This is a genomic window from Paraburkholderia sediminicola, assembly GCF_046027825.1.
GTDB classification, from domain to species: Bacteria; Pseudomonadota; Gammaproteobacteria; order Burkholderiales; family Burkholderiaceae; genus Paraburkholderia; species Paraburkholderia sediminicola_D.
This window is the reverse complement of record NZ_JAQQDU010000002.1, coordinates 80,450-101,874: the sequence shown is the minus strand read 5'-3', so window position 1 is coordinate 101,874 and position 21,425 is coordinate 80,450. Positions and strand designations below refer to the sequence as shown.

Annotated in this window: 20 protein-coding genes; 14 read left to right on the top strand and 6 right to left on the bottom strand. The window is 61.5% G+C overall.

What is annotated here, in order from left to right; translation table 11 throughout:
* Positions 1 to 61: 61 nt before the first annotated feature.
* The 3 genes from PQQ96_RS01625 (at position 62) to PQQ96_RS01615 (ending at position 1,168) form a co-directional block, all read left to right on the top strand.
* Positions 62 to 277, top strand: coding sequence for a hypothetical protein (locus PQQ96_RS01625; protein WP_408287851.1), 216 nt, complete (start codon positions 62 to 64; stop codon positions 275 to 277).
* A 6-nt stretch (positions 278 to 283) separates the two neighbouring features.
* Positions 284 to 628: a hypothetical protein gene (locus PQQ96_RS01620; protein ID WP_408287849.1), complete on the top strand. Its 345-nt coding sequence runs from the start codon at positions 284 to 286 to the stop codon at positions 626 to 628.
* Between the two features lie 123 nt (positions 629 to 751).
* Positions 752 to 1,168 (top strand): universal stress protein, encoded by a 417-nt coding sequence (locus PQQ96_RS01615; RefSeq protein ID WP_408287847.1) that lies wholly within the window; start codon positions 752 to 754, stop codon positions 1,166 to 1,168.
* A 1-nt stretch (position 1,169) separates the two neighbouring features.
* Here PQQ96_RS01615 and PQQ96_RS01610 read toward each other — a convergent pair whose 3' ends face one another.
* Together PQQ96_RS01610 and PQQ96_RS01605 are read right to left on the bottom strand one after the other, a co-directional pair.
* Entirely contained in the window at positions 1,170 to 3,143 is a 1,974-nt protein-coding gene (locus tag PQQ96_RS01610) for an APC family permease (RefSeq protein ID WP_408287844.1), read from the bottom strand.
* A 265-nt stretch (positions 3,144 to 3,408) separates the two neighbouring features.
* Positions 3,409 to 4,032, bottom strand: coding sequence for an ABC transporter ATP-binding protein (locus tag PQQ96_RS01605; protein ID WP_408287841.1), 624 nt, complete (start codon positions 4,030 to 4,032; stop codon positions 3,409 to 3,411).
* Between the two features lie 294 nt (positions 4,033 to 4,326).
* Here PQQ96_RS01605 and PQQ96_RS01600 point away from each other — a divergent pair, with 294 nt between their 5' ends.
* Positions 4,327 to 5,637: an MFS transporter gene (locus tag PQQ96_RS01600; RefSeq protein ID WP_408287838.1), complete on the top strand. Its 1,311-nt coding sequence runs from the start codon at positions 4,327 to 4,329 to the stop codon at positions 5,635 to 5,637.
* Here the strand turns inward: PQQ96_RS01600 and PQQ96_RS01595 are convergent.
* A complete protein-coding gene (locus PQQ96_RS01595) occupies positions 5,561 to 6,700 on the bottom strand; it encodes a helix-turn-helix transcriptional regulator (protein WP_408287836.1) in 1,140 nt (379 codons plus the stop codon). The two genes, PQQ96_RS01600 and PQQ96_RS01595, sit on opposite strands and share 77 nt — an antisense overlap.
* 293 nt (positions 6,701 to 6,993) lie before the next feature.
* Here PQQ96_RS01595 and PQQ96_RS01590 point away from each other — a divergent pair, with 293 nt between their 5' ends.
* Positions 6,994 to 7,278, top strand: a complete 285-nt coding sequence (locus PQQ96_RS01590; RefSeq protein WP_408287834.1) for a hypothetical protein — start codon at positions 6,994 to 6,996, stop codon at positions 7,276 to 7,278.
* A gap of 251 nt (positions 7,279 to 7,529) precedes the next feature.
* Here PQQ96_RS01590 and PQQ96_RS01585 read toward each other — a convergent pair whose 3' ends face one another.
* The gene (locus PQQ96_RS01585; RefSeq protein ID WP_408287831.1) at positions 7,530 to 8,324 is read right to left on the bottom strand and encodes a TSUP family transporter; all 795 of its coding nucleotides are present in this window, start codon (positions 8,322 to 8,324) and stop codon (positions 7,530 to 7,532) included.
* A 191-nt stretch (positions 8,325 to 8,515) separates the two neighbouring features.
* Entirely contained in the window at positions 8,516 to 9,700 is a 1,185-nt protein-coding gene (locus tag PQQ96_RS01580; RefSeq protein WP_408287828.1) for an acyltransferase family protein, read from the bottom strand.
* A 401-nt stretch (positions 9,701 to 10,101) separates the two neighbouring features.
* On the opposite strand from PQQ96_RS01580, the gene PQQ96_RS01575 reads away from it, so the two are divergent.
* The 9 genes from PQQ96_RS01575 to PQQ96_RS01535 all read left to right on the top strand — a co-directional run bounded on the left by PQQ96_RS01575 (position 10,102) and on the right by PQQ96_RS01535 (position 20,124).
* Positions 10,102 to 11,208, top strand: a complete 1,107-nt coding sequence (locus tag PQQ96_RS01575; protein ID WP_408287825.1) for an OpgC domain-containing protein — start codon at positions 10,102 to 10,104, stop codon at positions 11,206 to 11,208.
* Positions 11,205 to 12,896 carry a tannase/feruloyl esterase family alpha/beta hydrolase gene (locus PQQ96_RS01570; protein WP_408287822.1) on the top strand — a complete coding sequence of 564 codons (1,692 nt, stop codon included), beginning with the start codon at positions 11,205 to 11,207 and terminating at the stop codon, positions 12,894 to 12,896. The genes PQQ96_RS01575 and PQQ96_RS01570 overlap by 4 nt, the downstream gene beginning before the upstream one ends.
* A 206-nt stretch (positions 12,897 to 13,102) precedes the next feature.
* Entirely contained in the window at positions 13,103 to 14,029 is a 927-nt protein-coding gene (locus PQQ96_RS01565; RefSeq protein ID WP_408287819.1) for an ABC transporter ATP-binding protein, read from the top strand.
* On the top strand, positions 14,026 to 14,787 hold the full coding sequence (locus PQQ96_RS01560; RefSeq protein ID WP_408287817.1) for an ABC transporter permease: 762 nt from the start codon (positions 14,026 to 14,028) through the stop codon (positions 14,785 to 14,787). Before PQQ96_RS01565 ends, PQQ96_RS01560 begins: the two co-directional genes overlap by 4 nt.
* A gap of 319 nt (positions 14,788 to 15,106) precedes the next feature.
* Positions 15,107 to 16,126: an ABC transporter substrate-binding protein gene (locus PQQ96_RS01555; protein ID WP_408287814.1), complete on the top strand. Its 1,020-nt coding sequence runs from the start codon at positions 15,107 to 15,109 to the stop codon at positions 16,124 to 16,126.
* On the top strand, positions 16,123 to 16,971 hold the full coding sequence (locus tag PQQ96_RS01550; RefSeq protein WP_408287812.1) for an ABC transporter permease: 849 nt from the start codon (positions 16,123 to 16,125) through the stop codon (positions 16,969 to 16,971). The genes PQQ96_RS01555 and PQQ96_RS01550 overlap by 4 nt, the downstream gene beginning before the upstream one ends.
* Positions 16,972 to 17,027: 56 nt before the next feature.
* The gene (locus PQQ96_RS01545) at positions 17,028 to 17,813 is read left to right on the top strand and encodes an ABC transporter ATP-binding protein (RefSeq protein WP_408288159.1); all 786 of its coding nucleotides are present in this window, start codon (positions 17,028 to 17,030) and stop codon (positions 17,811 to 17,813) included.
* A 149-nt stretch (positions 17,814 to 17,962) separates the two neighbouring features.
* On the top strand, positions 17,963 to 19,378 hold the full coding sequence (locus PQQ96_RS01540) for an amidase (RefSeq protein WP_408287809.1): 1,416 nt from the start codon (positions 17,963 to 17,965) through the stop codon (positions 19,376 to 19,378).
* A 455-nt stretch (positions 19,379 to 19,833) separates the two neighbouring features.
* Positions 19,834 to 20,124: a hypothetical protein gene (locus PQQ96_RS01535; RefSeq protein WP_408287806.1), complete on the top strand. Its 291-nt coding sequence runs from the start codon at positions 19,834 to 19,836 to the stop codon at positions 20,122 to 20,124.
* A 306-nt stretch (positions 20,125 to 20,430) separates the two neighbouring features.
* On the opposite strand, the gene PQQ96_RS01530 is transcribed toward PQQ96_RS01535, so the two are convergent.
* Positions 20,431 to 21,297 carry an SDR family NAD(P)-dependent oxidoreductase gene (locus tag PQQ96_RS01530; protein ID WP_408287803.1) on the bottom strand — a complete coding sequence of 289 codons (867 nt, stop codon included), beginning with the start codon at positions 21,295 to 21,297 and terminating at the stop codon, positions 20,431 to 20,433.
* Positions 21,298 to 21,425: the final 128 nt, after the last annotated feature.

The window sequence follows — 21,425 nt, the reverse complement described above, 5'->3', positions numbered from 1 at the left end:
CCGTAGAGTTTGAGTCTGGCGTTCCGCCGCAAGAATAATCTGCGTTTTTGCAGGAGGTTGTATGGCGTTCAAACAGACAAAGGGCAACGTGACCGTAGAGGCTTGCGTATTCCCCGCACCGGGCAACATGTTCAAAGGCGCACTGCGCGTGACGACCACCCGGCGCGACAAGCAGATCCAGCAGGTTACCGGACGTGGCTGCGGCCGGCCGATGCGTGATTCAGGCGAAGCGCTGGCGTTGGCCGAGGTGGAAGCTCGCCGCACGCTCGGGGTTTGAGATTCCATGGCCCCCTCAAAACCCGCCATGATGTTCAGAGGGATGTGCAAGGTCGTTGCCATCGCCTTCGTCACCAATCAGGTTCTCACGACTATTTTTACGTACGCCGCGCAGCAACTCGATGCAGCGCTGCCTCATGAAACGATCTGGCTTTTCAGCTGTGTGACATGCGGACTGCTGACGCTGTGGCTGCAAACCGATGCGCGGCGCGCGTTCGGCTTCGCGCGTGAGAAGGGCTTCGTGAAGCCAGGCGGGGACAAAAAGCAGTTGCAGATTGCCGAGGACTGTCCGAAGCGGTGGCTGGTGATTTTGCATATCGAATTGAACCCCGCTGCGATACAGGCATCGTGAGGCTGCCTGGCGCTGCAGTGGAATTCGCTCTTACGACGCAAATAAATCTAGTTAAATTTTTTACGCGACTTTAACGCCGCATTGATTAAGCTAAAAGTACACAGTACCCGCTCGGAGTTCTCGATGATACGAATGCTAATCCCTGTTCTCGACCACGGCGGCGCGATAGAAGCCGCGCGCTACGCGGCGTTCATGTTTCTGGAACGCGGCGTCACCGAAGTCGAATTACTGGAAGTACTCGAGCCCGTCGATCAGGGGCGCGCCGCAGCATTCCACAGCCGAAGCGCACTGGTGCGCCATGAAAAGCAGGCCATGCTGAAGGCGTTGATCGACGTCCGCACCATTCTCGAAGAGGCCGGCGTGCCGTACCACTGGAAACGCGTATTCGGCCACCGCACGAAAGCGATCGCTGACTACGCGGCGACCACCCAGCCCGATGTGATGGTGATCGATGCCAGCCATATGGGTTTCTTCCGCAGACTAGCCATGTTCGCGTCGCTGTCAAGGCATACCGTTACGCCGGTGACGATGGTTCACTGAATCACCCAATGTTCATCGGCAGCAACACCATCTGTTTGCCCTCCTGATGGAGGCGCGTCTGGATTTCCACCGGCGTGTGATTGTGCAGCCACCGGGTCAGGATATTCACCCGTTTGAAAATCAGCTTACTGGCGAAGCAAACGCTGTTGGGAAATTCTTCCATCGTGGCCCCGGCCAGTTTGATGAACTCGTCGACTGGGTCGGTGCCGAAATCGATCCGGTATTCGGCTGCAATGCCGTGCCGGCGGCAGAACGCAACGTAATAGTCGAGCGATGCCGAAATCGTTTGCCGCAAGCGCTCCAGGTGCTCCGTGCCTTCGTAGCTTTGCGCGTCCACTTCGCCGACGGCGAGAAATATCACATTCTTGAAGTGATCGGGAAACAGCCGGTTCACCCATAGCAGCGCATGCATGCTGGCCCCACGGTGTTTGCCGACGAGCAGAATAGCGGTCGGCTGGGACGGATCGAGTTTGAGCGGCAGAGCCGCGTCGTCGAGCTCGGGTGGTGCGCCGGCAAAGAGGGCATCTTCCTTGGCAATCAATGTGCGCGTTTCGTTGTAATGCCGTTTGATGACGAAGCACAGCGCCACCACCGCGCCGGTCACCAGTACGGTTAGCCAGCCCCCCTCCGTAAATTTTTCGATCAGCGTAATCACCAGCACGGCGCTGGTGACCGATAGCCCAAGCGCGGATAGCGCGAAGTGCTGCAGCCAGTGTTCACCGTCATGGCGATGGCCCCACCAGTAAATGCACAAACCCAGCAGTGAGAGGCTGAAGGTCAGGAAGACGTTGATGCTGTACAGCACCACCAGGACCGACACGTCGCCGTGCGTCCAGATGAGGATGGCGAGGCTTGCGAGCCCCATCACGACGATGCCGTTCTGTCTGACGAGGCGCGCGGACAGATCGCGGAAATGACGCGGCACCCACGAATCCGAGGCCATGTTCGACAGCACGGCCGGCCCGTCCAGAAAGCCGGTTTGTGCGCCCACCAGCAGCAGTCCTGCCTCGAAGGCCAGCACCGCGGCAAGCAGCGCATGCCTCGCGAATGCCGAGCCCAGCCCGAGATGATCGATGACGCTGCCGAACACCACCGCATTGAGCGTTTGACCTTCCGCCGCCTGGGCATGCCACAACATGTACAGCAGGATGATGCCGCCGGCCGTGAAGGCGAGCGAGGTGGACATATAGAACATCGTTGTCCTGCCGTTCGGCACGCGCGGCTCGGCCAGCATGTTGACGTTGTTCGACACGGCTTCGAGGCCGGTATACGTGCCGCCGCCCAGCGAGAACGCTCGCATGAGCAACGCCGCTACCACGAAGGGGCCGACCGCCTGCGACATGCCGTGCGCCTCACTGATGGCGCCCGGCACGACGCCGGCCAGATGATTGCCGTGCACCGCGACGCCGTACACGATGAGACCAAGATGCAGCACCACGAAGCCGAGGAAGATCGGCAGCAGTACCATGATCGACTCGCGCATGCCGCGAAAGTTGAGACCGGTCATCAAGACGATGAGTGTGAGCTCGGTGGCGAGCTTGAATGCCTGTGCGCTCACTGGCAGCAAGCTGAAGAATGCATCCACGCCGCTCGCGAGCGACGTGGCGATGGTCAGCACGTAGTCGACCAGCAGCGCGGCGCCTGAAACCAGCCCAGGGTGCGGGCCCAGTAACGCTGTCGCGACGCGATAGCCGCCACCACCGGTGGGAAACAACTGGATGACCTGGTTATACCCGAGCGCGATGATGAAGACCGTCGCAGCGGTAGCCAGGGCGAGAAACAAGGCAAGGGCTGTGTGTTGGCCGAGCGCCAGGAAGGCTTCTTCCGGCCCATAGCATGACGACGACAACCCGTCGGCACCGAGGCCTACCCAGGCCAGCAGTGGCGTGACAGCGATCGCGTGGCGCGTGCGGGGATCGAGCGGATCCAGCGGCTTACCGACAATCAAACGCCAAAGGTTAGCGAAGACGGCCATGTCACCTCCAAGCCTGGTCAGCCGTGCCGGCGTGAGCGCCGCTTTCGAAAGTTCGACAACAATTCGACAATTCGACGGTTTGGCGCCCCAGTGGCTCGGGCCCAAGGCGAATGACAATCAGCGACCGCTGCTGCGATCATTGGCAACCGACTAGAAAAATGTAGGGCAGATTCGCGCGGTGTGCCAGTGGACGATTCCCGGGGAGGGCGCCGTCATGGAGTCGAAAGATTGTGTGTAGCGCAGGCCCGCGGCGCGCAGAAACCGCCTAGCCGCGCATCCCCAGGTCCGCAAAATCGATGGTTCTCGCCTCGCAAGCTTGCGTAAAGGCCGCGTCGTAGCTTGAGAAAAAGACCGTGCGGGTTTCGGCCAGCGTTTTAAACAGATCGATTAAAACCCCGCGCGCCGAGGCGTCGAGTCCGCCGACCGGTTCATCCGCGATCACGACGTTCGTCTCGCCGAGCACGGCCCCTGTCAGGAAGAATTTCTTGCGTGTGCCAAACGACATCTGCTCGAAGCGTTTGTCGACATGCGGTTCGAGTCCGAAGCGCCTGGCAAGGTCTAGCGTTTGGCTGCCGACCGTTGTCTTCCTCTCCGACGCCACACGTTCCAGATAATCACGACCGGTCTGGTCCGGATACGTCATACAGTCTTCGGGCACATATGTGAGCACGGATTTCGCCTCGTGCGGCGCACTGCGCAGCGAATGCCCGCCAAGCCAGACCTCGCCCGCGTCGGGCTCGATCGTGCCGGCGAGGATGCCAAGCAAGGTCGACTTGCCGCTGCCGGATTCATCGTTGAGCGCCACGCATCCTGCCGCCGTGTCGTAATGCAGTCCCTGAAAGATGATGCGTTCGCTATAGCGCTTGCTGAGGTTCTCGAATCGAAGCATGGAGTGCGGAGTGTGTCAGCCGAAGAATGTACCGCGCGACGCTCACGCAGACTGCGATCAGCACGAGGCCGGACGGTGAGGATTCTTCGGGAAGTGGGCGGTGTAGAAGTGTAGCAGCGCGCTCAGATGCGGTCCCCGCGTCCGACCATGACCCCACCCGCAGGTCATGTGCGCGACGCGAAAATCTGCGTGCGAGTGTAAAGTTGCGAATCCGCGCGCCGTTAAAGAAAGAAGCTTTACCTCCATCCTGCCAATCTCTTGAAACCATCGACGTCCCCCCGTAAAACGCAATCCATGCAAACTGCTGCTCACGAAGCGGCCCAACCGTCCCGCGTCGAACTCAGTCGTATCGTTGCGGCCATTGTTATCGGTAACGGTTTCGTGACGTACGACTTCACCGTCTACAGTTTTTCCGCGGTCATCATCGGTAATCTGTTCTTTCCATCGAGCAATCCCGCGTCGTCGCTGCTGCTCTCGCTTGCCACCTTCGGCGCGGGCTTCGTGATGCGCCCGCTCGGCGCGATCATGATCGGCCACATCGCCGACAGCCGTGGCCGCAAAGCCGGCCTCACGGTATCGCTCGCCCTGATGACCCTTGGCACATGGCTGATCGCGTGCCTGCCGGGCTATGCCTCGATCGGTCCCGCCGCGACGGTGTTGATGGTGCTCGCGCGCCTGATGCAGGGGCTCGCGGCAGGCGGGGAGATCGGGCCGGCATCGGCTTCGCTGATGGAGTCCGTCGCCTACCGGCACCGTTGTTTCATGGTGAGCTGGCGCGGCGCGAGCCAGGGCGCGGCCGCCTTCGCCGCAGCGCTGGTCGGGGCGAGCACGACGGCGCTGCTGTCGCCCGCCGCCATGCATGACTGGGGATGGCGCATTCCGTTCGTGCTGGGCGGCCTGATCGGACCGGTCGGCTGGTATTTGCGTCGCCGGATGCCCGCGGCCGCGCCGCTGCAGCGTGCGCGGCTCAGTCCGAGGCGCCTGTTCGCGGAGTACCCGCGTCCCGTGGTCTGCGGCATCCTGATGATGGCGGCGCCTTCGGTGGGCATCTACCTCACCGTCTTCTATATGCCGGCCTATCTGGTTCGTACGCTGCATCGGCCGCCGGCCATCAGCCTGTTGACGGCCTGCCTCTCAGGCCTCGTGATCCTCGTGGTGACGCCGCTCGTGGCGCGCGCAGCCGACCGTCTCGCGAGCCGCAAGACGCTGCAGTACGCGGCACTCGTGGCGTCGCTGGCGGCCGCATGGCCGGCATTCTGGGCGCTGACCCACGGCGTGGGCGACGTCGCCGCGCTTGTCATCATCACCGCGTACGTGGCGCTTGCGGTCAACAACGCCGGCCCGAGTTCCGTGCTGATGATGGAGGCGTTTCCGGCGCATCGGCGCGCGGCCGGACTGGCGGTGATTTACAGCCTCGGCGTCGTCCTGTTCGGCGGTTTTTCGCCGTTCCTCGTGACGTGGCTGATCGAGCGGACGGGCGATCCGATGATTCCGGCGTGGTATCTGATGGCCGCGACCCTGCTCACGCTTATCGCGTTGAGGGTATTTCCCGAGACAGAAGCGAGGGATGCGCGCCTTGCCAGTGCTTCGCAGCCGCCGGCTTGAACCCTGCTTCAGCGTTAGCCCAGCGCTGCCCCGCGTTGTGCTGCTGCAGGTCCAACGCGAGCACCCGCATGTCCAGCGGGCTCATGTCGAAGGCGCGGCGAAACGCACGGGTGAAATCGGACGCGCTCTGGAAACCGAGTCCGTAGGCGATTTCCGTCACCTGAAGATGGGGGAAACGGACTAGTTCGTCCGCCGCTTCCCGCAACCGGCGATTGCGAATGTAGGCGCCGAGCCCGCCCTCGTGCTCGAACCAGCGATAAACGGTGGCGCGTTTCAGTTGTAGGGCCTGAACCACGCTGGTCGGCGTGAGGTCGCCCTCGTGCAGGTTGGCGTCGACATAGCGCCGCACCTGTCCCATCACGGCGGCCTGCATCGCCGCGCGGCTCGCGCCGGTTAGACGCGACTCCTTGCGGAAAGCGGCAACCAGCAGTTGGGCGCCGGCCTGCAGTGCCTGCGCCGCGGCGGCCGGGTCGAGCGTGGGGATTTCCTTGGCGACTGCCGCCAGATGGTCCAGCACGAGGCCGGTCAATGGCGAACCCTGCTGGACGATGCGGCCGTGAATCGCCGTGCCGTCGCGCAGTTCCTCGTCTACGATCGCGGACGGTACAAACAGGGTCAGAAGCCGGCTTTTGGGCCGCTCGGCCCGAAACGGCTGGTTCATGTCGAGCGCGACGATGCCCTGCACCGAACCCGGCGCGCTGCGTTTCTTGCGCATGCCCGTCACATGGCCGATTTCACCTTCCACGAACAGATGAAAGGCGTAATCGCGCCGCGAGTCCGTGGAAACGCGCGCGACCGACCGTTCCAGCCGCATCGATTCCGCACTGCAGTCCGAAAACACTAAACCGCCGACCGCATAGAGATCGATTTCAGCCCGCAATCCCCTGGCGATCTGTTCTTTCGACGGCGGCACATCGACGACATGCCCCACGCGCTGACGCCAGGCCAGAAATTGCTCCTCCGGTGCGAGCGCGTGCGTACTGAATCGGCTCGAGGAAATGGTCGAGCGCGATTCGGCTGCGGCGGCAGCGGCCAGATGATGCGGCAAGGTGCGCTGGTTCATGGATCGGTTGCTGCGAACGAGGGGCGCGGATCCAGCGGAGGAGCAGTTGTTACTAAATATTTCATGCGGCGTGCGTCAAAACTGAGACGTATGGTAAAGCCAAACAAAAAACTTACGGTATTGTCCGATGATTAGATGCAGATCGCTTTCATCGACGGCGCAGTCAATCCACTTATAACAGGCCCCGTTCTGGAATCGCAACTGTACGTTGTAAGCGCGCCGCTCCGGCATTCGCGGCGCAATGGGTGCGAGGGTCCAAGCTTTGCCGGCGGGTAAGTCACGGGGTATCAAAGATGAGTGGCACGAACAATCAACCGACCGCCCAGCGCGGCGGGCGGCGTCCGTCCAGTCTGGTGGATAGCCAACTGGAGCATCTTGAGAACATGGTTCAGTACCTGACGCGTGGGGACGCGGTCAGCGTATTGGTCCCGCTTGACCATGAGTATTGGGAAAAACGCATTCGCGTACTGGAAGAGACTCACGAGTTGATTGCCAGCCAGCGCAAACGCGTCATCAAGCTTCTCGACCAACTCGGGAGTGAAGCGCAGATGAAACCGAGGCGGCGTACCGCTGCCTGAGTCTGAATCTGTCGAAGGGAAAGGTTGCAATAGCGGGGGTAGGTGCGGGAGAGAAGACCGGTGTTACGAGGCATCGGCATAAAAAAGTAGGACCTGAGAGTGCGGCGATGATGCGGACGGGCCCAAAGAGGCCCGCCGCTCAGCTGCATACCGTTGGGCGCCTTGCCCAATGCTACTCCAGCTTTGAATGGCTCACTCAATTCAGTTAGGTAGCCGAAGTATGTGAATTGAGTGTCTGATTCGCTTACCCCTCATAAAACCCCGGATTTCCAGACCATCTGCGCGGCGGCAGCCAGAACGAACACCAGAACCAGAACGCGAAACGCCCCGGGCGGCAATCTGTCCCGTAGCGGCCGCACTAAAAACATTCCGATTATCACCGGCACACTCGCGCAGGCCGAAATGACCAGATCGCTCAAGCTGGCATGGGCACCGCCACTAAATGTGGCAACCAGCGTGATAATCGACACCACCAGAATAATCGCGATCTGCTTCGTGAAGACTTTCCCCGTGGCGCCCGTGGCGAGCAGATACATCGCCAGCAGAGGCCCTGGCACCGAAGCGATGCTCTCCATCACTGCCGCACCGAATCCCAACACGAAACCCGCCGGCTTCGCCCATGCCGGTGAAAGTGTAAGCCGTGGCGTAAGCAACAGGAGCAGCGCGGCAACGATAAGCAATACGCCCGCGGCAGCCTGCGCGCGATGGGGCGCCAATGAGATCAACAGGCTCACGCCGACGATGTTGCCGATCACCGTCCCGATCAACGGCGCGGCAATGCGCCGGACTGTCGGCAGCATATCGCCGCCTTCCAGCGCCTGTGGAATATTACCGAGAATGATCGGCATCGACAGCAATAGAACGGCCTCCTTGATCGGCATGAACTGGCTGAGAATCGGCATCGCAACCAGCGGCACGCCGATACTGACCACGCCCTTGACCATCCCGCCCAGCAATAGCGCCGCAATGATGCCAAGCAGCGCGTAAAGGCTGAGCGACTGCAAGCTCGCGCCAAGTACGCCGCTGGCGAAACTGAAAGGAAACATTGTTTAGGTCCGCGAGCCAACCGCGCGGACCAGATGGACCGGAACTCGCGCGGGCAGTGGCTTATTTTTATCGTTCGGCCAGTTCAATGCCCGCGTGTTGCGCAAGGGTCGAAGCGGCCGGCTAAGTGAGGCCGCATGATACCGTGCCCTTACTCAAGCCGCATGAAAGCATAACGTAATGACCGATTTCTTCAAACGGCATCTGAAGCCGCGCCTTCATCTCTCAGTGCACGCTCGTTGCGAGCGGCAAATGTGGCCGGCGTTTGCGTAGCTGCGGGAATCGCGGTGTTCAGCGGCGCGCGCCGCGTCTTCAACCGAAGAATTGGGGCTTCGATCAGTCGCCAGGACAGCACGGCCATCGTCAGCGAAATCGCAAACGACGCGGCAATCCCGGCGAAGTGTGCCCACAGCGGCACGGTGCCGCCGAAGAACGCCGTCGCGTGACGATTGCGGGTCAGGTCCGGAATCAGATTGTGATAGAGATAAAAGCCGTAACTGATGCGCCCGAAGCTCACCAGCCAGCCGGTTTCAAGCAGACCGATTACGGCCGCGTTGCGGCAGCACGCAATCGAACACACAAGCGCCGCGATAGAGACGCCATACACGGCACTGACCGTCGTGTAGGCAAGCGAACTGTCCAACTGACTCCACCTTGGCTCAGTCGCGCACAACCCCACGATGCAAACACTCAACACGAACAGCGTCATGCCGTGCCCGAGCATGACGCGTAAGCGGCTCTCTTTCCCTGCGATCATCAAGCCGCCTATCCCGCCCAACGCCAGCAGCCAGAAGTTGGTCAGGGGGTGCGTATAGATCGTGATTTCCTGCCACTGTGCCGCACGCATCGCCAGCAGCGAAACCAGTCCCACCGCGACGATCGTGAGGCACACCGCGCGATGCCGCCGCGCCGCAACCAGCAGCAATAGTGGCGCAAACACGAGATAAAACTGCTCTTCAATCGCGAGACTCCAGAGATGCGAGTAACGCCCCGGCCAGTCATGGAGCACCGAGCCGATCCAGAAGTTCGACAGATAAGTGAAATGGAATGGCATGCCGCCGGCCAGTTCGGGATTCGCCATCCCGAACGCCATCAGCACACACATCACTGCCAGCATCAGGTAGTAAATCGGAAAGATGCGCAGCGTGCGGCGAAACAGGAAGCGCTTCAGTTCAGCGCCGAACCTGCTGTCGTTTCTTTCGATGCGTGTGCGTTGCGCGGACAGGATGCCGATGATCAGAAAGCCGCTCAGCGCGAAGAAGATCCACACGCCGAGGTGGCCGATCTCGCCGATGTCGCCGAATAGACGGTGCTGAAAAAATACCATTAGGACTGCAATCGCGCGCAATCCGTCGAAGCCGGCAATCCTGTTGTTCATGGGGTGGTGTTCCAGTGCGAAGGCAGCGCGTGACACGCGGGATGCGCAACGGGCCTGTACGAATCGATCCTACGATGAAAAAAAGCGAAAAAAATCGCGCATCACAACCGGCGATTTTTTTCCGCAGGCCTTACCGATTGCGCTCACGCTTGACCTATTAAAAGCCGCAAAACTTCCCGCCAATCGACGGCGCGATGACGCGAGCATTACCGCTCGCCGACATCCGAATTTCAGATTGCTGCCACTTTGCGTGCGTTTAAAGGGTGGTTGTTAGCGCGCGTCGACGGGGCGCACGGTATCGATGGGAACGTTTTATTGTTACGGAGTTCCTACTGTGTACTACGGTATCTGAGCACTTTGTACAGTGCATTGCCTGCACGCCCCATCTTGCGAGAACCTGAATGGACCCACGCCGCGGACGCTCGATCGAAGTGGATTTCTTTCGCGGTGTCGTGTTGATTGTTATCGTGCTGGACCATATTCCCGGCAGCACGCTGTCGCATCTGATGTTGCACACGTATGCCTTGTGCGACTCGGCCGAAGTGTTCGTGTTCCTTGGCGGCTATGCGTCGGCGGCAGCGTATACGGCGGTGCTCGCTGGGCGCGGCGAGAACGCGGCGAAGATGCGCTTCGTCAGGCGCTGCTGGGAGATCTATCGCGCCTATCTATTGACGGCTGTATTGACGCTGCTGTCCGGCGCCGTCCTCGCGCAATGGCATCTGAACCCGCCGATGGTCGACCTGAGCGGCTGGCAGTCGTTCGTGATCCAGCCGCTGCGCGAGGCGTTTGATATTGCCGTGCTGCGGCACCAGCCGTATCTGTCAAGCGTGCTGCCCATGTACGTCGTCTTTGCGTTATACGTGCCGTTCGTGGTGCCGCTGGCGCGCCGTTCGTCGCTCGCGGCGCTGGGCTTGAGCGTGACGATCTGGGCGCTGGCCCGGCCGCTGGCCGGACTATTCAGCATTGACGATATGGCCGACTGGGCTTTTAATCCGTTTGCATGGCAACTGATGTTCGTGCTTGGTATTCTGTGCCGGGTGCAACCCGTCAGCGAGCGCTTTCACGCTACCCGCACCGCGCACTGGCTCACACGCGCCGCGGTGGTTGCGGTGCTGGCATTCGCCATCGTCAAACTCTTTGTGCTGACGCAACCGCTGCCCGGCGTGCTTAAACAGAACCTTTCCGTGGAACGTGTGATCAACTTCATCGTCATTGCCTGGCTCGCTGCGCAGTTCGTGCGCCAGGGCCGCATTGCGTGGCTCGCACAGCGGTTGCCGGCGGTGGTGACCGTCGGCCGTACCGGGCTCGTATGCTTCGTCGCCGGCACGCTGGTGTCGTTGATCGTCGATACGGCGACACCGCATACGTTCCACGGCTTTCGCGGCACGCTGGTCGGACTTGGCGGCGATCTGGTCGCCATCGGCGCGGTGCTGATGATCGCGCGCGGCTGGCACGGCTGGAAAGGGCAGCCGTCGCGCACGGCGGTCAACGGGGCGGGTTACGGATGAGGGCGCGTGCGCGCCATCGGCGTTATTGGCGCCATGGGCGTTATACGCGAGGTTCGCGCACGGTCATCACGGTCGCCGGCGCTGTGCTATGGCTGATGGGCGCCTCAGAGGCATGGGCCGCGCCCAAGGAAGAGCCGCTCGCCATGCATTGCGCGGAATTCGCGGGCGCAGTGTTACCCCCTGAACTGATCGCGTTGCCCACTGCCGGCGTGCAGATCGAAAGCGCGGCGATGGTGGCCGCCACGGCGCAGGGCAATCAGCAGGGCGGCGAATACTGCCGTATCACCGGCCGCATCAAGGGGCTCAAAGCCAGCACGCCCGATATCCGCTTCGACCTGAATCTGCCGCGCCGCTGGAACGGCCGCGCGCTGCAGATCGGCGGCGGGGGCTATAACGGCGTGGTGGTGAGCGGCACGGGCGTGATGCCGTTCTCTCCGGATCGCGCACCGCTTGCACAAGGCTATGCCACTTTCGGCGACGACTCCGGGCATGTGGGCGATTCGTCGCTCGCGGTGTTTGGTCTGGTCGACGAAGCGGTGACGAATTTCGGCTATGCGCATCTGAAGAAAACGCACGACGCCGCGCTCGTACTCATTGCGCGTGCTTACGGCCGGCCGCCGCAACGGATGTATTTCGCCGGTGGCTCGACGGGCGGGCGCGAAGGCTACACGGTGATGCAGCGCTATCCCGACGACTACGACGGTGTGATCGCCAATTCGCCCGCGCTCAATTTTACCGGCGTGCGTTTGATGGGCGTGAGGCTTGGCCAGGCGGAATACGCAACGCCCGGCGGGTTCATTCCACCACTGTTGCTCGAGCACGTGGTTCAACGCACGCTAGCGGTTTGCGACCGGCTCGATGGGGCGGCGGACGGCATCATAAGCGACGTCGGCGGGTGCCGGGAACACGAAGCGGAAATCATCGCCTCGTTGCGCTGCGCCGGACGTGCGCCCTCGCACGACGAATGCCTGACTGACGCGCAACTCTCTACCTTGCTGGTGATGCGCGACGGCCTGTCGTTGCCGTACAAGCTGGCGTGGGGCGTCACCGGCTATCGTGGGTACAACGTCTTTCAGGGCACGCATCTGAGCGGCCTGCTTGGGCTCGCGCATCAACCCGAGCGCCTGCCGGTGCCGACCTTCTTCGCTAACGGTTACCTGTTCGCGCAGGGCGATGGCTACATCCGCTATTTCGTGACGCGGGACGCCGCGTTCGACTCGCTCAGGTTCGACCCGCTGCATCCCGGCAAATATCGCGGGCAGCTCGTCGCGCTGTCAGAGACGATTGGCGCGATGAACCCCGACCTCGCACGCTACATCGCGCGCGGCGGCAAGCTCATTACGCTGCAGGGACTCGCCGACGAAGTCATCAGCCCGAACCAGACAATCGCCTACTATGAAGCGCTGATTGATCGCTTCGGCATCGACCAGGTCAATGCGTTCATGCGGCTGTACATGGTGCCGGGGTTCCAGCATGGCAGCGGGGTGTTCATCCCCTCCGTGGATCTGCTGGGTGCGCTCGACAATTGGGTTACACGGGGTGTGGCGCCCGAAACCCTGGTCGCTACGGATATCGCGGCCGCAACCAATGGACGCTCGCGTCCGTTGTGCCATTACCCGCTGTTTCCCCGCTATAGCGGTAAGGGTAACGTGAATCTTGCCAGCAGCTTCACCTGCGCCGAACCGTGACGGAATCTGACCGTACCGGTAAAGACCACGGTCGGGGTTGAACGGCTGACACGCCGCGCCGGCGGAGCTTGATCCAGGTTATCGGTTTCTTCAAAATCTCGGGGTTGTGCTGCACGCTTTCGAACTTTCAATTACATTGCGGGTGCGGTCGCGCTTTCGCACCGCCTCCTTCCAATCTAAACCCGGTGTCTGCCATCGTCGAATCCATGCAGCCAATCGTCTCGGTCACGAACCTGTCGAAAACCTATGCCACGGGTTTTCACGCACTCAAAAACATCAACCTTTCGATTAACCGCGGAGAAATCTTCGCCTTGCTTGGGCCGAACGGGGCGGGCAAGACTACCCTCATCAGCATCATCTGCGGCATCGTCAACGCAAGCGTGGGCAGCGTGACGGTGGACGGCCGCGACATCGCGACGGACTATCGCGGCGCGCGCTCGCTGATCGGCCTCGTGCCGCAGGAGCTCACCACCGACTCGTTCGAAACGGTCTGGGCAACCGTCTCGTTCAGCCGCGGGCTGTTCGGCAAGCCGAAAAACCCCGCTTACGTGGAAAAGGTGTTACGCGATCTGTCGTTGTGGGACAAGCGCAATAGCAAGATCATTACGCTGTCGGGCGGCATGAAGCGCCGCGTGCTGATTGCCAAGGCGCTTTCGCACGAACCGCGTGTGCTGTTCCTCGACGAACCCACTGCAGGTGTCGACGTCGAGTTGCGCCGCGATATGTGGAAACTGGTGCGCTCGCTCACCGCCAGTGGCGTGACGATCATTCTCACCACGCACTACATCGACGAAGCCGAAGAGATGGCCGACCGCATCGGCGTGATCAATGCGGGCGAAATCATGCTGGTGGAAGAGAAGACGGAGTTGATGCGCAAACTCGGCAAGAAGCAGTTGACGCTGCAACTGGAGCGTCCGCTCGAGCAGGTGCCACCTGCGCTGGCCGGATATGGGCTGGATGTGTCCAAGGGCGGCAACGAGTTGATCTATACGTATGAAGGCGAGGGCGGACGCACCGACATCATTGCGCTGCTCAAAACGCTCGACGACGCCGGCATCCGCTTCAAAGACCTGCATACGACGCAAAGTTCGCTCGAAGACATCTTCGTCAGTCTGCTCCGAGGTAACCAATGAATATCTACGCAATTCGCGCGATCTATAAGTTCGAGATGGCGCGCACCTGGCGCACGCTGATGCAGAGCATCATCGCACCGGTGATTTCGACTTCGCTTTACTTCGTCGTGTTCGGCGCGGCAATCGGTTCGCGTATCAAGGAAGTGGACGGCATCAGTTACGGCGCGTTCATCGTACCGGGTTTGATCATGCTGTCGCTGCTGTCGCAAAGCATTTCGAATGCGTCGTTCGGCATTTACTTTCCGCGTTTTACCGGCACGATCTACGAGTTGCTGTCGGCGCCGGTGTCGTATCTGGAGATCGTCGTGAGCTATGTGGGCGCGGCGGCCACCAAATCGATTCTGCTCGGGTTGATCATTCTGGCTACCGCCGGCCTGTTTGTGCCGCTGCAAATGCAGCACCCGTTCTGGATGATTCTGTTTCTGGTGCTGACCGCGGTCACGTTCAGTCTGCTCGGTTTCATTATTGGCATCTGGGCGGATAGCTTCGAGAAGTTGCAACTCGTGCCGCTCCTGATCATCACGCCGCTCACGTTTCTCGGCGGCAGTTTCTATGCGGTCAATATGCTGCCGCCGTTCTGGAAGGTCGTGACGCTGTTCAATCCGATCGTGTATCTGGTCAGCGGATTTCGCTGGAGCTTTTACGGTCTCGCCGACGTGGATGTCGAAGTCAGCCTGGGGATGACCGCGCTGTTTCTGGCGGTGTTTCTCGCGATCGTCGCGTGGATCTTCAAGACCGGGTATCGGCTCAAGAGCTGACAGCCTTGGCACGACCCGGCTTGTTGCCGGTTCGCTTCCGACATACTTCAACTGACGCAGTGCGTAGCGCAGCGGCGTCGAATTCATTACGTTTTCCTCTGCATAATTAAAAGCTATGTTTAGGCAAGGAAAACAATTTTTGACCAATGATGGCGCGGCGCTACGCTTGGTGCGTCACTCATCGTTCACGCCGTGTATTACTCAGGATTCGCTGACGAAGGAATTTTGAGCGATTCACAATTCAGGTGCATGGCTGGTGCTGAGTGGTGCATCCGCACGCGGTGCGTGTGGTTTTCGATCTCCATTCAAGGAACCGCTCATGTTCAACGCACTGACACGTCGCGTCGCGGCAACGGCTGCTGGCACGCTGCTTTCAACGACGCTCGCGGCCTTCGCCGCGTTCGCTTCGCCGGCCGCCAACGCGGGAACACTCACGATTGCCCACACCACCTGGGTCGGCTACGGCACGCTGTACCTCGCGCGCGATCTCGGCTATTTCAAGCAGGAAGGGCTCGACGTCGACCTGAAGACGATCGATGACGCTTCGATCTACATGGCGGCGCAGGCGTCGGGCAAGATCGACGGTTCCGCCTCGACCGTGGATGAAGTGATGAAATTCCGCTCGCCGAATTTTTGCTTCAAGAGTGTGATTGCGCTCGACGAAAGCTTCGGCGGCGACGGCGTGTTGGTGGGCGACGGGGTGAACAGTTTCGCGGACCTGAAGAAGCAGCCGATTGCAATGAGCGAAGGTTCGGTGTCGCAATTCTGGCTTGCGTATCTGTTGAAGCAACGCGGCATGTCGATCAAAGATATGACGATCCAGAACATGAGCGCCGATGATGCCGCGAGCGCCTTTATCGCCAAACGCGTACCGGCCGCGGTGACGTGGGAACCGCATCTGACCTTCGTGCGCGAACACAAGCAGGGCAAGGTGCTGATCGACAGCTCGGCCACACCTGGCGTGATCGTCGATGTGGTGACCTTGAATTGCGACATCATCAAGAACCGCCCGAAGGACGTGCAGGCGCTGGTGGACGGCATCTACAAGGCCGTTGCTTACACCAGGGCCAACCCTGAGAAGGCCTACGCGATCATGGCGAAGGGCGTGGGCGGCTACCTGGCCGATCCGAAGGCGTTCGCCGAAGCCGCCAAAGGCGTGCGCTTCTATGATCAACCGATGAACATTGGCCTGCTCGGGACCTCGGCCAAGCCGGGGTCAGTCGAGAAGGTCATTACGCTCGGCAGCAGCATCTGGAGTGATCTGGGCAAACAGAAAATTGCCGTTGATTACAGCATGCTCGTCGATCCGACGTTCGCCAGCGCGAAGGTGCCGCAATGAGCACGACGCTGCCCAACCATACGAAAGCGCCACCTGTGGCAAGGCGGCGCGGACCTTCATTGCTCAACGTTTGCCTGACGCCTAAGGCCGACGTGCCACGACCGGTGCTGATCGCGGTCGGCGTCGCGGTGTGGCTGGTGGTGTTGGCCGGCTGGTCGCTGCTGACCTACGGGAACCTGATTCCTTCGCTGTTCCTGCCGTCGCCGGGGGCGGTGCTCGACGCCGCACAACGGCTGTATGAGGATGGCACGCTCGGCGAACACGTGTTCGCCAGTGTCCGTGTCGTACTGATCGGCTTTGCGATTTCGTCGCTGTTCGCGATTCCGATCGGCATGTTGATGGGCACGTTTCGCATTGTGCAGGGCGCACTCGAGCCGATCGTCAACTTCATGCGCTATTTGCCGGTCACGTCGTTCGTGCCGCTGTTCATCCTGTGGATCGGCATTGGGCTGGAGCAGCGTGTGACGGTAATCATCTTCGGCACGTTCTTTCAGCAACTGGTGATGGTGGCCGATGTGTCGCGAGGTGTGTCGAAGGAACTGCTCAACGCGTCTTATACGCTCGGTTCGTCGCGTCGTGATGTGCTGCTCAATGTGCTGACGCCGGCCAGCGTGCCGGGGATTCTCGACACGTTGCGCGTGACGATGGGCTGGGCATGGACCTACCTCGTGGTCGCCGAGTTGGTGGCTGCTTCGAGTGGACTTGGTTATCTGAGCATGAAAGCGATGCGTGGCTTTCAGGTCGACGTGATTTTCATGGCGATCGGCATCATTGGGCTGCTCGGTCTCGTTACCGATCAGGCGTTTCGCATCCTCAAACTGAAGGTGGCTCCATGGGCGCAATAACTGCATTGGCAATGCGGCCTGAGGCGTTCGGGCAGGTGGAACCGTTGCATAAGCCCATGCCCGAAGCGAAGTTGCGGGCGATCGATGTGGACTTGCACTACCCGAACGGACACGGCGGCACAACGATCGCGCTCGATAAGGTGTCGCTCGATGTGCCGGAGAAGGAGTTCGCTGTGATCGTCGGGCCTTCCGGTTGTGGCAAGTCCAGCTTGCTGTATCTGGCAGCGGGGCTGGCACAGCCGACAGCGGGCGAAATCGTGGTGGGTGGGCGCACGGTCACGCAACCGGGCGCGGACCGCGGCATGGTGTTTCAGTCGTACACGCTGTTTCCGTGGCTGACGGTGCGGCAGAACGTCGAGTTCGGTTTGCGACGCCGCCGCATGCCCGCAAAAGAGCGCGCGGAAATCGTCGCGCATTACATCGACGAGATCGGCCTGAGCCATTTTGTCGATGCTTATCCGAAGCAGTTGTCGGGCGGAATGATGCAGCGGGTGGCGATTGCGCGCGCGCTCGCCAACGATCCCGAGGTGCTGCTGATGGACGAGCCGTTCGGCGCGCTCGACAGTCAGACCCGAGCGCAGATGCAAAAGCTGTTGCTGCGCGTCTGGGAGCGTACGCACAAAACCGTGCTGTTCGTCACGCACGATATCGACGAGGCGATCCTGCTCGGCGACCGCGTGTACGTGATGTCGGCGCGGCCCGGGCGTATCAAGGAGCGGCTGGAAATCCCGATCGAGCGGCCACGTTCGCTCGAGATGGTGATGGACCCCGGCTTCATCGCGATCAAGCGGCGCGTGCTGAGCCTGCTGCACGACAGCGATGCTGAGGACGAAGGAGCTTGACCCAGTCGTATAGCGAGACTCCGCGCTGTTCGGTGCGTTGCATAGGAAAAAGCGAAACCAGGCCAGCGAAGAAAGTGCTGGCTTGACGACTCAAATGCACGCGACATGCGAAACTGACGGTCATCCCCACTCCGGAGCCGATAGCCACTATGTCCGTCGATTTGAGTCTCATTGAGCGAAGCGCGTGCGAGATCGTCGATCTGTTGCGCGAGGAGGCAGTCAGTCCGCATGATCTGCTCGACACGCTGGCCGCGCAGGTGGAGCGCGTCGAACCGCGGGTCAACGCGCTGCCCACGCTGTGCTTCGAGCGCGCGCATGCCCATGCCGACGCATTGTTGAAGAAGCCGGTCGGCGAGCGCGGCCTGCTATGCGGGCTGCCGGTGCCGATCAAGGATTTGACCGATGTAGCCGGCGTGCGCACCACCCGCGGTTCGCTCGTCTATCGCGATCGCATTCCGGAAGCATCCGATGCCGGCGTGACGCTGCTCGAAGCGCGTGGTGGCGTGGTCTATGCGAAATCCAACACGCCGGAGTTCGGCTCGGGCGGGCATACCTATAACAGCGTGTTCGGTATTACGCGCAATCCGTGGGACCTGTCGCGCTCGGCGGGCGGTTCGTCCGGCGGCGCAGCCGCCGCGTTGGCGTCGGGCACGGCATGGGTCGCGCAAGGCTCCGATCTGGCGGGTTCGTTACGTACGCCTTCTGCGTTTTGCGGCGTGGTCGGCCTGCGTCCGACGCCGGGGCGCGTGTTGTACGGCCCGGCCGCCGATCCGTACAACACATTGGGCATTCATGGTCCGATGGCGCGCAACGTGACGGATGCGGCGCTGTTGCTCGACGCAATGTGCGGCGACGTCGATGGCGCGCCCCTGTCGCTGAGCGAACCGGCGACTTCGTTTCTGGCGCATGCGCGCAGGCCGAAGCGTCCGTCGCGTGTTGCATTCAGTGAAGGGCTGGGTATCGCGACAGTCGAGCCCGAAATTCTCGCGATCTGCCGCCAAGCGATGGACCGGCTCGCGGCGTCGGGCGTCGGTGTCGATGAAAGCGATATCGATCTGAGTGGGGCGCGCGAGGCGTTCCACACGCTGCGCGGTATCTCGTATGCAGCGAACTATGAAGAGGTGCTCGCGCAACATCGCGACGTGCTGAACCCGAACGTGATCTGGAACATCGAGTTCGGTCTGCAGGTGGATAACCGCGCGATGCTCGCGGCGCAGCGCACGCGCGGCGCGTTGTTCCACAAGATGAACGCGCTGCTGCAAGGCTATGACGTGTTGATTTGCCCGGCTTCGATCGTGCTGCCGTTTCCGGTGGAAGCGCGCGATATCCGCGACGCAGTCGGTCAGCACTTCGATACGTATATCGATTGGCTCGCGATCACCTACGCTTTGACGCTCACCGGCATGCCGGTTATCGCGATTCCGTGTGGGATGAGCGCCAGCGGGTTGCCGGTCGGCATCCAGATCGTCGGTAAGCCGCGCGGCGAGGCTGCGCTGCTGTCCGCTGCACGCGCGATTGAAGAGATCATCGGGACGTGGTTTACCGGTAAGCCGCAAACGGCCTGACGTGTACGCTGACGCTGGTATCGCGCGATCGCATTGACGTGACGGTGTTCGCCGTCACGTCCACCGCTTCCCGCCTGGGAGTTACCCGGACAGTCCGCTCCGTCATTCCCCGAAGATATCCAGGCAGTCCCCTCTGCGATTCCTTTTTGATCCCGCAGCAGTCGCCCGGCAGTTCCCCGGCAATGTTCTCAGGGAGTGCCTCGTGCAGTCCGTCATGCATTCCCCCAGGCAACCCCTGAGGCAATCCCTGAGGCAATCCCCCAGGCGATCCGTCCGGCAATCCCCTTAGTCCATCCGGACGATGACCGCCCGCGTCGAATCGCCGTCAATGGCGGTATGAACTGAGAGCGGTGCGACAGGGCTTTCCGTCCACCGTATCGAGGCGCACAGCCGCGCGGCAGGCGTTGGGGCCGCGTATAGGGATGGAGGCAGAGCGTGATGCGGGAGGGCTGTAAATGAAATCCAGAGTTCAGCGGGACGGACTGATTGCCGGTGTACTGGTGGCGATCGGCGTGGTCGGCGTATCCGTGCGGCAACTCTACGCGTGCGCCTGGAGCGACGAGTTTCCCGGCATGGTGTGCACGGCCGGTTCGTCGCTGTCGGTGTTTCTGGGCATTACCGGGCTGGCTGCGCTGATTGGAAAAGTCTGGGCACGCCACTCCGGCGCGGACGAACAGTGCTTCACATTCCTTGGCGCGGTGGGCGGTGCAGCGCTGGTGTTTGCAATGGTGGTGACAGGCTTCTAGTTGCCGGTCCCGCAGGACCAGACAAGGCGCCGTATGGCAGCGCAAGGCAAGGCACCGTATGGCAGCGCAAGGCAAGGCACCGTATGGCAGCGCAAGGCAAGGCACCGTCTGGCAGCGCAAGGCAAGGCACCGTCTGGCAGCGCAAGACAAGGCACCGTGTGGCAGCACACGACACGGCGCCGTGCGGCAGGACAAGACAGGATGCGAAACTGCGCGGCAAGGCGGAATAGGGCAGGACAGGTCACGAACCCGCTCGCCCGGCACGGCATAGCGAACGCCGTGCCGCCCCACCTACGCCGCGCAGTATCAGGCCACAATCGCGGGATGCGCCTGTACAGGCCCGCCCAACGCCTCGCGATGCGAAGGCGGCTGTCGCCCGTCGAGCTCGGTGATACCGTATTCGCGCGCAAGCTCCGCGCCGACCAGCACCAAACCGGATTTCTGCTGACGGTGCGGGTCGCGATACAGCGCATCGATCAGACGTCCCGTGAATTGCGGCGTCTCCGCGAGTTCGCTGAAACCTGCGTACTGTTCGGGATGCGCCGCGATCACGCGTGCGGTCCGCTCGGTTTGCAGCATGCCCATCCAGATGGAAACCGCTGCAACGCCGTGCGGTTTCAGATCGACGGCCATGTCCTTGGCAAACTTGTCGACGCCCACTTTCTGCGCGCCGTACGCCGCGCCGTGCATATAGCAGCTCGCGCCGAACGAGGACGTAAAGGCAATCAGCCCGTCGCCTTGTGCGGCCATGATTCGCGCGGCATGCCAGCTCGCGACATACGCGGAGCGCAAGCCGACATTGAGAATATCCACGAGGTCCAGCGGCTTTTCCCAGAACGGTGCCGGGCGGATCAGTTCATCGTGCAGCGCGGTGGCGTTGTTGACGAGGATATCGAGGCGCCCGCTGTTCTGCCGGATGGTGTCGAACACTTGTGCCACCTGCTGGTCGTCAGCGTGATCGCAGGTGAGTGCGATACCTTTGCCGCCGAGCTTGTCGATTTCGATGGCCGTCGCGTGCACGGTGCCGGGCAAGGGCGCATCGCCTTCGCGCTGCGTGCGCCCGGTCACGTAGACCGTCGCGCCGGTCGCGGCGAGCGCGAGTGCGATACCTTTGCCTGCGCCGCGTGAGGCGCCCGTGACGAGCGCTACATAGGGTTTTTCAGGTTGACTCATCGGGGATTCACCATCAGGAGGCTTCGAGTTCGTATGACGCGGGCTGAGCGCTTGCCTGCGCCGTTGTGGGGGACCGAAACGGCGCGGACATCCGCGGCGCGCCGACCGTCGGCACAACAGAGGCGCGC